This is a genomic window from Buchnera aphidicola (Tetraneura ulmi) (assembly GCF_964058925.1).
Lineage (GTDB): Bacteria > Pseudomonadota > Gammaproteobacteria > Enterobacterales > Enterobacteriaceae > Buchnera_D > Buchnera_D aphidicola_B.
The window spans coordinates 209,363-225,527 of the sequence record NZ_OZ060366.1 but is presented as its reverse complement, the minus strand read 5'-3'; the positions used below and the strand labels follow the sequence as shown (position 1 = coordinate 225,527).

Below are 16,165 nucleotides of genomic sequence, written 5' to 3'. Positions count from 1 at the left end.
ATAAAAAAACAACTAAAAATTAAAACTATTTGACTTTTTTATATGTAATGTAAAAATTTTTCTCTCCACATAACATTTTTATTTCATATAAAAATATATCTGTAACATTAATTAGCCAACTTTTTCCTAACTGAAATTTAGAAGATAAAAAATTATTCTTGTGAACGTATTTTATACATATTGGTATAGTTCCAAATAAAGAATGCTTTTCTAAAATTTTGGATAAAGATTTTAATAAGAATTCATTAGTATCTACTTCATTCAAACATACGTAACATTTTTTTATATATTTTTTTCTAAATGTTTTTATATCTATAATACTTTGGACAATGAATCTATAATTTGAAAAAGTATTATTGTACCTAAAAGAAACGTATCCATTAACTATAATAATATTATCTTTAAACAAAAGATCCTTGTATTTTTCATATGTGTTAGAAAAAAAAACAAGCTCTATTGTTGAAGAATTATCGTCTAAAATTAATGTTAAGATAGTTTTACTTTTAGTGGTTATCTTTTTTTTAATTTGATTAATAATACCCATTATATTACAAACATGTTTGTGTTTTTTTTTAAAAATATCAGATATCCAACAAACATCAAATACAAACTTTACTTCTTTTATATATATATAAATCGGATGACTACTTAAATAAAAACCAAAAACATCTTTTTCAAAAATTAATTTATCTAAATTAGTCCAAATTACATTTTTATAAAGAATAGATTCATTTTTTATTTGTTCCATTAGTTTTGTTCTAGAACTATTAAAAATAAGATTCTGATGAGTTTGTTTCTCAATCAAATATTGACGAGATAACTTTATAATTTTAGGCAACATATTCACTAAAACATCACGATCTAATTTAAAAATGTCTAAAGAACCAGCTTTAATCAATTTTAATAATACTGTACGAGTTAATTTTTTATGACCAATTCGAACACATAAATCAAAAAAATCTAAAAAAATTCCTTTTTTCTTTCTGTTTTCTAAAATAGATGAAATAATACTTTTTCCTATTCCCTTGATCATACCAAGACCTAATATTATTTTTCTATTTTTACTAACAAAACAACCATATTTACTTAAATTAATATTAGGAGATAAAAAATTTATTTTCATTCGAATTATTTCTTTAATAATAAAAGAAATTTTTCTAGTATTATCTATTTCTTCTGTTAATATTGAAGAAAAAAATTCTAACGGATAATTAACCTTTAACCATAAAGTTTGATAAGATAAAAGTGCATATGCTGCTGAATGTGATTTGTTAAATCCATAACCTGAAAATTTTTCTAATAAATCAAAAATTTTAATTGATAAACTTGGATTTATATTATTTTTTCTGGCTCCTTTCTTAAAAATTGATCTTTGTTTGACCATTTCTTCCGGTTTTTTTTTTCCCATAGCTCGTCGTAAAATATCAGCTTGAGACAGTGTATATCCAGCTAAAACTTGCGCAATTTGCATCACTTGTTCTTGATATAAAATAATTCCATAAGTAGAATCTAATATTAATTTTAAAGAAATATGTTGCCATTTTTTATCTGGGTAAAAAATTTTCTCTAATCCATGTTTTCTAGCAATAAAATTATCAACCATTCCAGATTGTAATGGTCCTGGACGAAATAAAGCAATTAAAGAAATAATATCTTCAAATGAATCTGGTTTTAATCGTTTTATCAAATCTTTCATACCTTTCGATTCTAATTGAAATATTCCTGTAGTTTCAGCTGTTTGTAAAAAATTGTAACATTCAACTTCATTTAAATTAATATCATTAATATTTAACAAAGGTTTATTTTCTATTTTTTTTATTTTATTAATCATTCTTACTGCATAATCAATAACAGTCAAAGTTTTTAAACCTAAAAAATCAAATTTAACTAAACCAACACTCTCGATATCGTCTTTATCAAATTGAGTAATTTGATTATTACCTGATTCGTCATAATATAAAGGAGAAAAATTAATTATTCTTTTTGGAGATATAACCACGCCACCAGCATGTTTTCCAACGTTTCTAGTTACTCCTTCTAATTTTTTAGACAAATCTATTACTTTTTTAACATTCTCATTACTGTTATACATTGATAGTAATTCATTATTAATAGACAATGCTTTTTTTAATGTAATTCCTGGATCTAAAGGGATTTTTTTAGAAATACTATTAACAAATCCATAATTATACCCTAAAGCTCGTCCAACATCTCTAATAACTGCTTTAGCAGTCATAGTACCAAAAGTAATGATTTGAGAAACTGATTCTTGACCATATAAATTTGATACATGTTCAATTACCCGATCTCGCTTTTTCATACAAAAATCTATATCAAAATCTGGTAATGAAACCCTATCCATATTCAAAAAACGTTCAAACAATAAATTAAATAATAAAGGATCTAATTCTGTAATAGACAAACAATATGCAACAAGCGATCCTGCTCCTGATCCTCGTCCTGGACCAACTGGAATTTTATTTTTCTTTGCCCATTCTATAAATTCCATAACAATCAAAAAATAACCTGAAAACCCCATCGAATTAATAATTTTTAATTCTAACGATAAACGTTTATCGTATTTAAAACGAATTCTAGATCTAGTTTTTTCATTAGGAAAATTTTTTTTCAATCGTTTTTCTAACCCTTTTTTCGATTTAGAAACTAAAAAATTACTTGTACTTAATGAACCTGTGAAAAAATTAGGAAGAAATCTATTTCCTAACTTTAAAAATACATTACATCTTTTAGCAATTTCTAACGTATTATGAATTGATTCTGGAATATCAGAAAACAATTCATTCATTTCTTTATTAGTTTTCAAATACTGATTGTTTGTATATTTATTCAAAAAATTAGAATCATTTATAGATAACCCTTGATTGATTGAAACACGTACTGTATGTTCATAAAAATCTTTTTTATAAAGGAAACAACAAAAATTTGTTGCAACTACTGGTAATTTTTCTGAAATTGCTGTATTAACAGCAATTTCTAAATATTTTTTTTCATCATAAAACCCTAACCTATTTAGTTCAATATAAAAAGAATTAGGAAAATATCTTTTATAAAATTCAATACATTCTTTAAAACAACTAAAATTTTCTTTAATTATATTTATACCAAAATCTCCAAAACAACCTCCTGATAGGATAATTAACCCTCGTTTATATTTTAATAACCATTTTTGTTTTATAAAAACACCAATCTTTAACTTTGTATCTCTATTTTTATACGACTTAGAAATTAAAATAATTAAATTTTTATATCCTTCATTATTTTTTGCTAATAATGTTAATTTTGAAAAATTATCATTACCATTTATAAAACAAGATTGTATTGTACAATCAACTCCTATAATCGGTTTTATTCCTAATTTATTAGATTCTTTATAAAATTTTACTATTCCAAACAAATTATTTAAATCTGTAATTGTAATTGCTGGAAAACCTAATTTAAATGCATGTCGAACTAATTCTTTAGGTTTACAAATTCCATCAAACAATGAATAGTCACTATGAATACGTAAATGAATAAACTGACTATCAATCATCTATTACCTACTTTATATAAACGTTAAAAAAAATATATCTTTAATTGCTTAAAAAACAAAAATGTTCAAGAAAATCTATCTTTTCCACATATAATAGTAGAAGTACAAACCGTAATATTTTTAACTTTTACAACACCATCAAACCAAAAAAAATTTTTAATTTCTTTTTTAAAAAAAACAGTAATGATAATCTCGTCTCCAGGTAATACAAATTTTTTAAATCTAGCGTTTTTTACCGATAATAAATAATATATACTTTTAACAAAAGGGTTTTCTTTGTTTTTACATATAAATATATTCGCTACTTGAGCAATTGATTCTAATATCAAAACACCAGGAAAAATCTTTCTTTGAGGGAAATGACCTTTAAAGAAAGGTTCGTTGGAAAAAATGGTTTTTTTTGCAATTAAAAGTTGATTTTTTTTAAATTTTAAAATTTTATCAACAAATAAAAATGGATGTCTGTGAACTAATAAATCTAAAATATTTTCATTTCTAGAATAAATCTTCTTATTTTTCATAAAACCATGTATCTCAAAAAAAAATGAAAATTTATTTACATAAAAAATATAATTTATATTATTCAATATTACCAATATTGATTTGCAATCTCTCTATTTTGTATGAATCATATTTTCCAATAGGAAATGCATATGAAATAGATATTTTTCCTAAAGATGAAAACCAGCTATATGATATTCCACTAGAAGCATAAATTATATTAGGATTGCTAAAATCAAAAAATTCTGAAGAATCTAATTCTAGATTATGTTGCCAATTAGAATCCCAAACCACCCCAGAATCTAAAAAAATAGAAGATCTAAATTTATCTTTTATTGTTTTGAAAAACAATTTATTTGGTAAAAACAAATCCATATTTGTAATTATCATTCCATTTCCTCCTATATATTTATCATATTTACAAATATCATTTCTATGTGTACCCATACAAGAAATATTTTCTTTATTATAATAAATAGATTTTGGACCAACACTGTTTAATATAAAACCACGAACTGAATGAGAACCACCTGCATAAAAATTTTCGTAAAATGGCATTTCTCTTTTTCCAAAAAAAGTGTTTCCAAACCCGATATGTGAACGTAACGACAATTTAAAATTTTCTCTTCTATTGACTGAAACAGATTCATAATCGTCTAATAATATTTTATAAAAACTATTATCTGAACCTGGTAGGGTAAATTTTCCAGATAAAATCATTTTATGTTTAGATGTTAAAAAATTAGATTTTAAAGCAAGTCGAGTTGGAACAGAATTAAAATTTTCCCACTTATATTCAATAATAAAATCGTCTATTTTCTGATAAATATGTTTATAACCATTCGTGGTAAAACTTTTTAAAGATGATAAATATTTCATTACAGAAATATGATTTTTTATATCTGTCAATACATTGTGTATATAACTAAAACAAAAATTGAATTTATTATTATTTACGTTAAAATTCAAATCAGAATGCATTCCATAATTTTCGTCGGTATAACGAAATAGTTCAGAATAATCTCCTTTTATTCGATCATGAAAAATTAGATTAGAAAAAATAGTATTATAAGAATTAAAATAAGGGTATACAAAAGATAAATCTTCATATATTTTGTTATCATTACTAAAGGTATTAATTTTATATTCTTTCCCAGTCCCTAACCAATTTTTATCAGACATTGAAAAATTTAAACTAATACCAGTTTCCATACCATAACCAGAATTAAAATTTAACGTTCCAGTATTCTTTTCTTTAACAAAATAAATTAAGTCTACTTGATTAGATTTATTTCCTGATAATAGTTTATATTTTACATTAACATCATCAAAAAACTGAGTATCTTTTATTTTTTTAATTGAATTATAAAAAAATTTTTTTCTAAATATATCACCTTCTAAAATATCAATTTGATTTCTTAAGATTGAATCTTTTGTATATTTATTTCCTTTAAAATATATTCTATGTACAAAATAACGTTTTTTTGGATTTATTTTTATACGTACTCGAACTTTTTTATTTTTCTTATCAAAAATTGGATAAATACAAACATTAGAATGTTCATAACCAAGATTATGATATTTTTTGAGAATAATTTTTCTAAGCTTTTCTAAACGACTAAAATTAAAAAAAGAATTTAAAGAAATATATTTTTTTTTATCTTCTTCAAAGATATTATTTAAAATATTTCCTTCGATCAATACTTTTTCTAAAAAATATTGTTTTCCTTCATTAAAACTAACTAAGACATGTATAGTCTTGAATTTTTTACAAATATGTACTTTAATAAATCTTACAGAAAAATCAGAAAAACCTAAAGATAAATAATAATCCTTTATTTTTTTTAAATCTTGTTGTAATTTTTTAGGGTGAAAATAATGATCTCTAAAAAGATTTAAAAATGATGGTTTTCTATCCTTTAAAAAAAATGATTTTATTTTATTTATTGATACTTTTTTACAACCTATAACTTTAACAGTCTTTAGTTGATAAAAATTTCCTTGATTTACATAAATCTTTAAGTGAATTTTATTTGATCTAGTTAAAAACGAAGAAACATGGATAAGATTATCAAATCTACCAATTTTAAAAAATCCATTTTTTATTTTTTTTTTTAAAATATCAATATTAATTTTATTAAAAAGTTTTCCTCTTTCTATTTTTAAATTTTTTAATATTTTTTTAAGATTCTTATTATTATTCAATTTATTACTTATTATTTCTATTTTTGATACTATAGGTCGTTCTATAAAATTTAAAAATACAGAATTTTTATGTTTTTCTAAAATAATTTTAACAAAATTATTAGTAGATGATAATTTTTTTACAAAATTTTCAACTTTATTGTTAGAAACTAAAGAACCAGAATTTAATTTACTAAATTTTGAAATTATACTAATTGGTATACGATTCAATCCTTTATATTGAACTTTTTTATCCAATAATTCTTTATCTGCTTGTACTGCTCTGCTAAATAAAATCATAAAGATAAAAAAAAAAATTTTTCTTATAATCATTTTTATATTCTTCTATTAATACAATTAATAAAATACAATTAATAAAAAATATTGTCTTTTTATAAAATTTCAAAATATCAAAAAAATTGATTAATTTAGACATCCAAAAATTTTACTTTTAAATAAAATTTCTAAAAATATTTTATACATTTAAAATATTAATATCTATATAAAAAATTATAAAAAAATATTATTTTTTATAAATTATTTTTTTTAATATATATTTTTTTTAAAATTCAAAGTTAATATTATTAAATTCTAAAATTAATAATATAAAAATATTTACTTAAATTTTATTTACTCAATCTATCTGTTTTAAACATTTAAAAATTTTTCTTGATAAATTATTAGAATATTCTAATCCTTTCTAAAAGAACAAGATCTAAACTATCTTTGTTAAAATATTTATTATAGATATAATTTTATAAATTATATTAAATATTTTTTTTATAATTAAATATTTTCACTTAAATATTTTTTTAATTTAAAAAAAACTTTTTTTAGAATAAAAAACTTATAAACTAAAAATATTAAAAAAAATATTTTTAAAAAAAATAAAATTTAAAAAATATTAATTTTAAAAATACTAAAATATTTTCTTTCATGGTAGATGGTTCCATCCACACTTGTATTTTTATAAAAATACGAGTGTGGATGGAACCATCTAGTATACAAACAAAAAATAAATAAAAACCATTAAAAAATAACTATTCTTTGTACTTATTTCAAAAAAATAAAATTTTTTAAAAAACAATCTAAAAAATTAAATTAATAAAAAATTAAAATTTTGATAACTCTATTTCTTTTAAAGATGCAATTGAATCGATTTTTTTTATATATATATCAGTAATCTTTTGGATTTCATTATTGTAAATACGTTCTGTATCCTTATTGATCATATTTTTTTTTAAAAAAATTTTTAATTTGTCTTTGCAATCACGACGAATAGAACGAATAGAAACTTTACTCGATTCAATCTCAGAACGAACTAATTTAACTAAATTTTTTCTACGTTCTTCAGTTAAAGAAGGAAATTTCACACGAATAAAATTAGCAAATTTAATTGGATTCAATCCTAAATTAGAATTAATGATAGATTTTTGAACTTCATTTAATATATTACTATCAAAAACGTTTATTTTTAATGTTGAAAAATCTTCTAAAACAATATTTGCTATTTTTTTTAAAGGGGTTTTAATACCAAAATATTTAATAAAAATATTTTCTAATATTTTTGGAGATGCTCTTCCTGTTCTTATTTTAGAAATACTAATTTCCAAAAATTTAACTGTTTGATCCATTCTAACTTTAGCATTTTGTTGAAAATTAACTAACATAATTTCACCAATCTATTATTCATGTATAGAAATTATTCAAAAAAAGAACATTACATAACGGTAGTTCCTTCCTTTTCTCCAAAAACTACTCTCATTAAAGAATCCATTTTATTTATATTAAAAACTCTAATAGGAATCTTATAATCCCTTGCTAAACAAATAGCAGATATATCCATAATTTTTAACTCTTTTTTCAATAAAAAATCATAACTTAACAATTTATACATTTTAGAAGGCAAATGCTTTTCAGGATCACAATTATAAATTCCATTTACTTTAGTACCTTTTAATACTACATCAGCTTGAATTTCAATGCCACGCAAACAAGCTGCTAAATCCGTAGAAAAAAATGGGTTTCCAATTCCAGCTGAAAAAATTACTACATATTTATTAGATAACAAATCCATCGCTTTTTCATAATTATAAATTTCCGTAATATTTCCAATTGGAAAAGAACTCATTAAACAAGTCTTAACAGATAGTTTTTGAATAATATCTTTAAAAGCTAAACTATTTATTACTGTAGATAATACTCCTATTTGATCGGATATTACATTACTTAATCCTCGTTGTTTTAAATCGTAACCTCTAAATAAATTTCCACCTCCAAGCAAAACTCCTATTTCTATTCCACATTCTAACAAAACTTTAATTTCGCTAGCTATTCTTTTGATAGAAAGAATATCAATTCCAAACATACTTGTATTTTTTTTTTGAAATGATTGACCACTAATTTTAAGCAAAATTCGATTATATAAAGGTTTTTTCCTTTTAATACACATATCTTTTATAATTCCAAGTATTTTAAAAAATGTTCCTTAATAAATTAAAAATTTGAAAATTAAAAATAAAAAAAGCATGTAAAAAAAATTTTATTTTAATAAGTATCTCCAACTTCAAATCTAACAAAAGAATTTATTAAACTATTATTTTTATTTAAATAATCACTTACAGTAACCTGATCGTCAAAAATAAAATTTTGCTCTAATAAAACAATTTCTTTAAAAAATTTATTCATTCTTCCAGAAACAATCTTATTAGTAATTTCTATACTTTTCCCTAAAGAACTTGCTAAATCAAATTGAATTTTTCGTTCTCTATCAAAAATACTGAATGGTACACTATCCTTAGATAAAAATTTTGGCTTGCTAGCAGTAATATGCATTGCAATTTCTTTACCTAAACGTTTTTTATTACATTTGTTAAAATCAACTAATACTCCTATACGATTCAAATGTAAATAATCTCTAACATCAAAACCTTCTAACAAAAAAAATTTACGAAATAAAATGTTTTCAGAAAATTTAGAAATTAATTCTAATCTAAATTTTTCAAATTTTTTAATTATTTGATTAATATCTTTTATGTGTTCTAATACTGCTGTTTTTACAATTAAATTTCCAAAGTCAACAAAAAGTCTATTTTTAGATACAAAATCCGTTTCACAATTTAATTCCAAAATACCAGCAATATTTTTTTTTCTATATAAAAAAATAGATCCTTCTAAAGCCAAATTAGAACTTTTGTTTAAAGAACGATCTATTCCTAATTTTCTTAAATGATCTATAGCTAATTCTATGTCTCCATTGAACAATAATAATGATTTTTTACATTCAACCAAACTTGCTCCTGTTCTATTCCTTAAATCTTTAATTAATTTCAATAAATTTTTAACAACCATAATTAAAATCCTTTACTTGTTTTAAAAGTATTTTTTTTAAAAAAATTATCTTTTTATTAAATTTTATTACTGGATTTATTTAAATTTACATTTTTCTCAATAAAATTAAATATTGTTGATAAATATAAATCAATAGAACGAATAGAATCATCGTTTCCAGGGATTACAAAATCTATTCCATCTGGATTAGAATTAGTATCAACTATAGAAAAAACAGGAATTCCTAAATTATTTGCCTCTTTAACAGCAATACTTTCATGTTCTGCATCTATTATGAATAAAGCGTCTGGTAATCCACCAATATTCTTAATTCCTCCTAAACTATTTTCTAACTTTTGAAGTTCTCTTCTTCTTAATAGCACTTCTTTTTTAGTTAATTTTTCAAAAGTTCCATCTGTTGACTGAAGTTCTAAACTCTTTAAACGACTAATTGACTGACGTACTGTTTTCCAGTTTGTTAACATACCACCTAACCAACGTTGGTTAACATAATATTGATTCATTTTCATTGCCGAATTTTTAATAATTTTACTAGCAGCTTTTTTAGTTCCAACAAATAGAACTTTTCCGCTTTTTAAAAATATTTTCTTCAACTCAAACATTGCTGTATGAAACATTGGTAATGTTTTTTCAAGATTAATAATATGTACTTTATTTCTTGTTCCATAAATAAAAGGTTTCATTTTAGGATTCCAATATCTAGTTTGGTGCCCAAAATGAACTCCTGCTTTAATCATATCTTTCATAGATAATATCAAAATATTTACTCCAAAAAATAATAATTGAATTTTATAGAATTGTATTATTCTATAAATAACATTTATTGATATTGATTAATACATAATTATATGTAAGTATTTTTAATACTTATAATCAATTTAATTTCTAAAATTATTTTGTAAATTTAAAATAAATCAAATTAATGATTTTATATTCAAATAAAACCAAAAACAATGAAAATACACATCAAAAACCAAGAAGAAATTAAAAAAATAAAAATTTCTAGTAAATTAGCTAGTGAAGTGTTAGAAATGATTTCAGAATACATGACCGTAAATACTAATTTAGAAAAAATAAATAAAATTTGTCATAAACACATTATTGAAAAACAAAATGCAATACCTGCTTGTCTAGGTTACCGAGGTTACCCAAAATCAATATGCATATCTATTAATGATGTAGTTTGCCATGGAATACCTAACAAAAAACAATACTTAAAAGAAGGGGATATTGCGAATGTTGATATTACTATATTAAAAAATGGATATTATGGAGATACATCAAAAATGTTTTTTATCGGAAAAATTAAAGAAACTGCAAAAAAATTATGCGAAATTACAAAAAAAAGTTTATATCTAACTTTTAAAAAAATAAAACCAGGGATACCAATTAATATAATAGGAAAAACTATAGAACAAGAAACTAAAAAAAGTGGATTTTCAATTGTAAAAGAATATTGCGGTCATGGAATAGGAAAAAATTTTCACGAAGAACCACAAATATTACATTATTACAATAGATATCAAAATACACTATTGCAAGAAAATATGGTCTTTACAATTGAACCAATGATAAACGAAGGAAAATCTTATGTAAAATTAATGAAAGATAATTGGACGGTAAAAACACAAGACAAAAGTTTATCCGCACAATATGAACATACAATTCTAGTAACGAAAACTGGTTGTAAAATTCTTACAAAAAGAAAAAAAGAAAAAATACCTTATGAATTTAATAATATTTAAAATCATTCAATTAATATAATTTTGGAAAAATTATGAATTATAAAAAAATAATCGAAAAAGCATTTGACGAAAAAGAAATATTAAAAAAAAAAAATAATAACGAAAAGTTATTAAAAATAATAAACGAAATATTATCTTTTTTAAACGAAGGAAAATTAAGAATATGTGAAAAAATAAATCAAAAGTGGATCACTCACCAATGGATAAAAAAAACTATATTACTTTCATTATATTTTAATGAAAATAAAATAATTGAAAATTCTAAAAATCCTTATTTTGATAAAATACCTTTAAAATATTCTCAATATACTTATGAAAGATTTAAAAAAGAAAAAATTAGATTAGCTCCAACTGCAACAGTTCGTTTTGGAGCATGTATACAAAAGAATACTATTCTTATGCCTTCATTTATTAATATTGGAGCTTATATAGATAAAAATACTATGATAGATACCTGGTCAACAATTGGTTCTTGTGCGCAAATAGGAAAAAATGTACATATATCTGGAGGAGTAGGCATTGGAGGAGTTTTAGAACCTATTCAAGACAATCCAACAATAATTGAAGATAACTGTTTTATCGGAGCTAGATCTGAAATTGTAGAAGGAGTTATTGTAGAAGAAGGATCTGTAGTTTCTATGGGAGTATTTATTGGAAAAAGCACTAAAATTTACAACCGAGAAACTGGAGAAATATCTTATGGAAAAATCCCAAAAAAATCAGTAGTTGTTTCAGGTAGTTTACCTTCAAAAGATAAAACCCACAATTTATACTGTGCTGTAATAGTAAAGAATGTAAATGATAAAACTCTAAGTAAAGTACAAATAAATAAATTGTTAAGAGAAAATGAAATAAAAAAATAAAAAAAAAGAAATAAATTTTATTCTAAAAAATATAATCTAGTCCGCTTAAAACTAATGATCAAAAAACGGACTAGAAATTATTTATAGAAAAATCAAAAAACCATATTTTTATTTTAATGTTAAATAAACTATTCTACCAGAACGAAAAACACGAAAAACTAATGTTGAAGAGTTTTTATTCAATGCTTTCTTCAAATCTAATAAGCTATGAATACAATCGTTATTAATTTTTAAAATCACATCATTTACTTTAAAACCACTAAAACATGCTGGAGTCTTTTTGCGAATAGATTTTATTTTAACAAATTTTATTTTTTTAAAGTGATAGTAACTAAAACTAACACCTTTTAAAATTTTATAACGAACAGGAAAAATATGTTTTTTAGATTTAATATATTGTAATTTAAGTATAATATTTTTGATTTTTTTTCCGTCAAAAACTCCTAAACTTATAGGATTTTCTATTGGATTAGAACCAATAACAGCACGAAAAGAAGAAAAATTTGAAATTATTTTTCCATTAATTGTAACTAATATCTCTCCAGGTTTAATTCCAGATTTATCAGCCACAGAATGAGGCAATACTTGATTAACAAATACTCCTTTACTTAAATTAATTTTCATTATCTTTGCTAATTCAGAATTCAAATCTGTACCTATAATTCCTAATTTACCTCTTTTAACATATCCATATTTTACTATCTGTTTAGATGCGTTAGTAATCATATTACTAGGAATAGAAAAACCTATTCCAATATTACCTCCACCAGGAGCTAATATTGCCGTATTAATACCGATTAATTCACCTCTTAAATTGACTAAAGCCCCTCCTGAATTTCCACGATTAATTGCAGCATCCGTTTGAATAAAATTTTCATAATATTCAAGGTGTAACCCACTTCTACCTAAAGCTGAAACAATTCCTAAAGTAACAGTATTTCCTAATCCATAAGGATTTCCAATAGCTAATGTATAATCACCTACTTTTAATAAATCCGAATTAGATAGTTTTATAGATTTCAAATTTTTAACGTTTTGCAACTTTAATACAGCTATGTCCGAACTAACATCTTTTCCAACTAATTTAGCTGCATAAGAACGATGATCGTTTAATTCTACTTCTATTTTTCTTGCATGATTAATAACATGACTATTCGTTACTACATAAGCATTTTTTGCATCAATAATTACTCCAGATCCAGAAGCATAAAATACTCCAGAACTATTACTTTTAAAATTTTTATTCTCTTTAGAATTAAAATCTTTTTTTTGAAAACTAAATAATGATTCTTTTTTAAAATTCAAATTACTGTTTTTAAAAAAATCTGAATAATTATTACTACTATGATTATTATTGATGTTCTCTTGATCGCGATGATAAAACCCTTCAACAGATATACTAACTACCGAAGGCATTACTTTATCAAGAACATGCGATAAAGTTGGTATTATTAACTCTGATTTTTTATTATTTTTAAAAACAATCGAAGAATTAACATCTTGTATAAAAAAAAAACAAAAAAAGAAACAACATAAAAAAAAAAGATTTTTATTCATAAAATTAATACCTAACTTATGATTAATGAAAATTTTTAAATTTAATTTGAATTATTAAAAAAAATATAAAATTAAAAAAAATCCATTTAAATAGACAATACATGTGTAAATGATTTTTTCTTAAACCTAAAAATATTTCTTTTTCATAATTTATTATTCATTGATTCAATATTTATTTATTTTTTAAAATTATGAAATTAATAATATACCAAAACAATTATTTATTAATAATTTTGAAAATTTTCTAAAATCAATTATTTTTATAAAATTGATTAATTAATTTTATAAATTCTCAAATATATTCTATTAAAATATTTTAATAATATTTTAAATTATAAAAAAATCATATACAAAATTAATAAACTATAAAATATAAACTTAAAAATACAAATTTAATTATTTAATAATTATTCATAAATTTTTAATCATTCTATAAACTTTTAAAATGAACATTTTCTTAAAAAAAAGATATAAAAAGTTTAAAAAAAAATATTTTTTTTACATATTGTACTTAAAGAATTATTTTTTTATAATTTAATATCAATATTTATCTTAAATATTACATACAATATAACGGATCACGGTTTAAAGTTAATCAAAAAAAATCAATTTATAAAACTGTGGATTATTTAATAATTATAAAATAATCAAGAAATGATTAACTTATCCAAAAGGAGAAAAAAGTGAAACTATTATCTGGTTCAGAAATGGTAATACATTCTTTAATTGATCAAGGAATAGAATATATTTTTGGATATCCTGGAGGTGCTGTATTAGATATTTACGATGCATTGAAAACAGTTGATAACAAAATTAATCATATTTTGGTAAGACACGAACAAGGAGCAACACATATGGCAGACGGATATGCAAGAGCAACAGGTAAAACTGGTGTTGTATTAGTAACATCAGGACCAGGTGCAACAAACGCTATTACAGGAATTGCCACAGCTTATATGGACTCAATTCCAATGGTTATAATTTCTGGACAAGTTGCTTCTCATCTAATTGGATTTGATGCATTTCAGGAATGCGACATGATTGGGATATCTAGACCTATAGTTAAACATAGTTTTTTAGTAAAAAAAACAGAAGAAATTCCACTCATTTTTAAAAAATCTTTTTTCTTAGCATCAACTGGAAGAAAAGGTCCTGTAGTAATAGATTTACCAAAAAATATTTTGGATAAAAAGAACAAGAAACAATATTATTGGCCTAAAAAAATTAATATTAGATCTTATGATCCTAATCATATTGAAGGAGAAGAAAACATCCCAAAAATAGTAGAACAACTACTTCTTTCAAAAAAACCTGTTATATATTCAGGAGGAGGAGTAATTAGTTCAAATGCTAACCAAGAATTAAAAATTCTTGCAGAATTATTATTCTTACCAGTAACTACTTCATTAATGGGGTTAGGTTCATTTCCAGCAAGTCATAAACAAAGTATTGCAATGCTAGGTATGCATGGAACGTACGAAGCAAACATGGCTATGCATTATTCTGATTTAATTTTTGCTATTGGAGTTAGATTTGATGATAGAACAACTAATAATTTAGACAAATATTGTCCATATGCAAAAATTATACACATAGACATCGATCCAACTTCAATATCAAAAACAGTAAAATCAGATATTTCCATTATAGGAGATGCAAAATATATTTTAAATAAACTGATTAATTTTTTAAAAGAAAAAAAAATAGAAAAAAGAAAAAATTTTTTAAAAAAATGGTGGAAATCCATAAAAAAATGGAAATCTATAAATAGTTTAGAATATAAAAAAAACAAAAAAAAAATACAACCACAAGAAATCATTCAAACACTTTGGAAAATTACAGAAGGAAAAGCTTATGTAACATCCGATGTTGGACAACATCAAATGTTTACAGCACAGTACTATCAATTTAATAATCCTAGAACATGGATTAATTCTGGAGGATTAGGAACAATGGGTTTTGGATTACCTGCAGCAATTGGAGTAAAAATCGCTTTTCCAAAAGAAATGGTAATTTGCATTACAGGAGACGGTAGTATTCAAATGAATATTCAAGAATTATCTACTGCTAAACAATATAAAACTGCAATTTTAATTATTAATCTAAATAATAAATCTTTAGGAATGGTTAAACAATGGCAAGATGTTATGTATTCTTCAAGATATTCTCATTCGTATATGAAATCTTTACCTAACTTTATAAAATTAGCGGAATCGTACGGACATATAGGTATATCTATTACTGAACCAGGAGAAATAAAAAAGAAACTAAAATCTGCAATTGAATACTTATCCAAAAATAATCTTGTATTTATAGATGTAAAAATCGATAATTCAGAACACGTTTATCCAATGCAAATTAAAAATGGATCTATGAAAGACATGTTATTAAGAAAAAACAGGTAATTTTAA

General features: G+C 22.6%; 11 protein-coding genes. 3 read left to right on the top strand and 8 right to left on the bottom strand.

The window, feature by feature from the left end; translation table 11 throughout:
- Window positions 1-25: 25 nt before the first annotated feature.
- The 7 genes from dnaE to rpsB form a co-directional block, all read right to left on the bottom strand.
- A complete protein-coding gene (gene dnaE, locus AB4W66_RS00990) occupies window positions 26-3,553 on the bottom strand; it encodes a DNA polymerase III subunit alpha (RefSeq protein WP_367675036.1) in 3,528 nt (1,175 codons plus the stop codon).
- A gap of 65 nt (window positions 3,554-3,618) precedes the next feature.
- Window positions 3,619-4,074: a 3-hydroxyacyl-ACP dehydratase FabZ gene (gene fabZ, locus AB4W66_RS00985; protein ID WP_367675035.1), complete on the bottom strand. Its 456-nt coding sequence runs from the start codon at window positions 4,072-4,074 to the stop codon at window positions 3,619-3,621.
- Between the two features lie 58 nt (window positions 4,075-4,132).
- Complete coding sequence (bamA, locus tag AB4W66_RS00980; RefSeq protein ID WP_367675034.1) at window positions 4,133-6,571, bottom strand: outer membrane protein assembly factor BamA; 2,439 nt, start codon at window positions 6,569-6,571, stop codon at window positions 4,133-4,135.
- Window positions 6,572-7,350: 779 nt separating this feature from the next.
- Window positions 7,351-7,908: a ribosome recycling factor gene (frr, locus tag AB4W66_RS00975; protein WP_367675033.1), complete on the bottom strand. Its 558-nt coding sequence runs from the start codon at window positions 7,906-7,908 to the stop codon at window positions 7,351-7,353.
- A 50-nt stretch (window positions 7,909-7,958) separates the two neighbouring features.
- The gene (pyrH, locus tag AB4W66_RS00970) at window positions 7,959-8,690 is read right to left on the bottom strand and encodes a UMP kinase (protein WP_367675032.1); all 732 of its coding nucleotides are present in this window, start codon (window positions 8,688-8,690) and stop codon (window positions 7,959-7,961) included.
- A gap of 95 nt (window positions 8,691-8,785) precedes the next feature.
- Window positions 8,786-9,589 (bottom strand): translation elongation factor Ts, encoded by an 804-nt coding sequence (gene tsf, locus AB4W66_RS00965; protein ID WP_367675031.1) that lies wholly within the window; start codon window positions 9,587-9,589, stop codon window positions 8,786-8,788.
- A 56-nt stretch (window positions 9,590-9,645) separates the two neighbouring features.
- Window positions 9,646-10,350, bottom strand: a complete 705-nt coding sequence (gene rpsB / locus AB4W66_RS00960; RefSeq protein WP_367675078.1) for a 30S ribosomal protein S2 — start codon at window positions 10,348-10,350, stop codon at window positions 9,646-9,648.
- Window positions 10,351-10,542: 192 nt separating this feature from the next.
- Here rpsB and map point away from each other — a divergent pair, with 192 nt between their 5' ends.
- Both map and dapD read left to right on the top strand, forming a co-directional pair.
- Complete coding sequence (gene map / locus AB4W66_RS00955; RefSeq protein ID WP_367675030.1) at window positions 10,543-11,334, top strand: type I methionyl aminopeptidase; 792 nt, start codon at window positions 10,543-10,545, stop codon at window positions 11,332-11,334.
- 29 nt (window positions 11,335-11,363) lie between these two features.
- Entirely contained in the window at window positions 11,364-12,197 is an 834-nt protein-coding gene (gene dapD, locus AB4W66_RS00950; protein WP_367675077.1) for a 2,3,4,5-tetrahydropyridine-2,6-dicarboxylate N-succinyltransferase, read from the top strand.
- Between the two features lie 108 nt (window positions 12,198-12,305).
- Here dapD and AB4W66_RS00945 read toward each other — a convergent pair whose 3' ends face one another.
- Window positions 12,306-13,754, bottom strand: a complete 1,449-nt coding sequence (locus AB4W66_RS00945) for a Do family serine endopeptidase (RefSeq protein ID WP_367675029.1) — start codon at window positions 13,752-13,754, stop codon at window positions 12,306-12,308.
- Between the two features lie 683 nt (window positions 13,755-14,437).
- On the opposite strand from AB4W66_RS00945, the gene ilvB reads away from it, so the two are divergent.
- The gene (gene ilvB, locus AB4W66_RS00940) at window positions 14,438-16,159 is read left to right on the top strand and encodes a biosynthetic-type acetolactate synthase large subunit (RefSeq protein ID WP_367675028.1); all 1,722 of its coding nucleotides are present in this window, start codon (window positions 14,438-14,440) and stop codon (window positions 16,157-16,159) included.
- Window positions 16,160-16,165 lie beyond the last annotated feature (6 nt).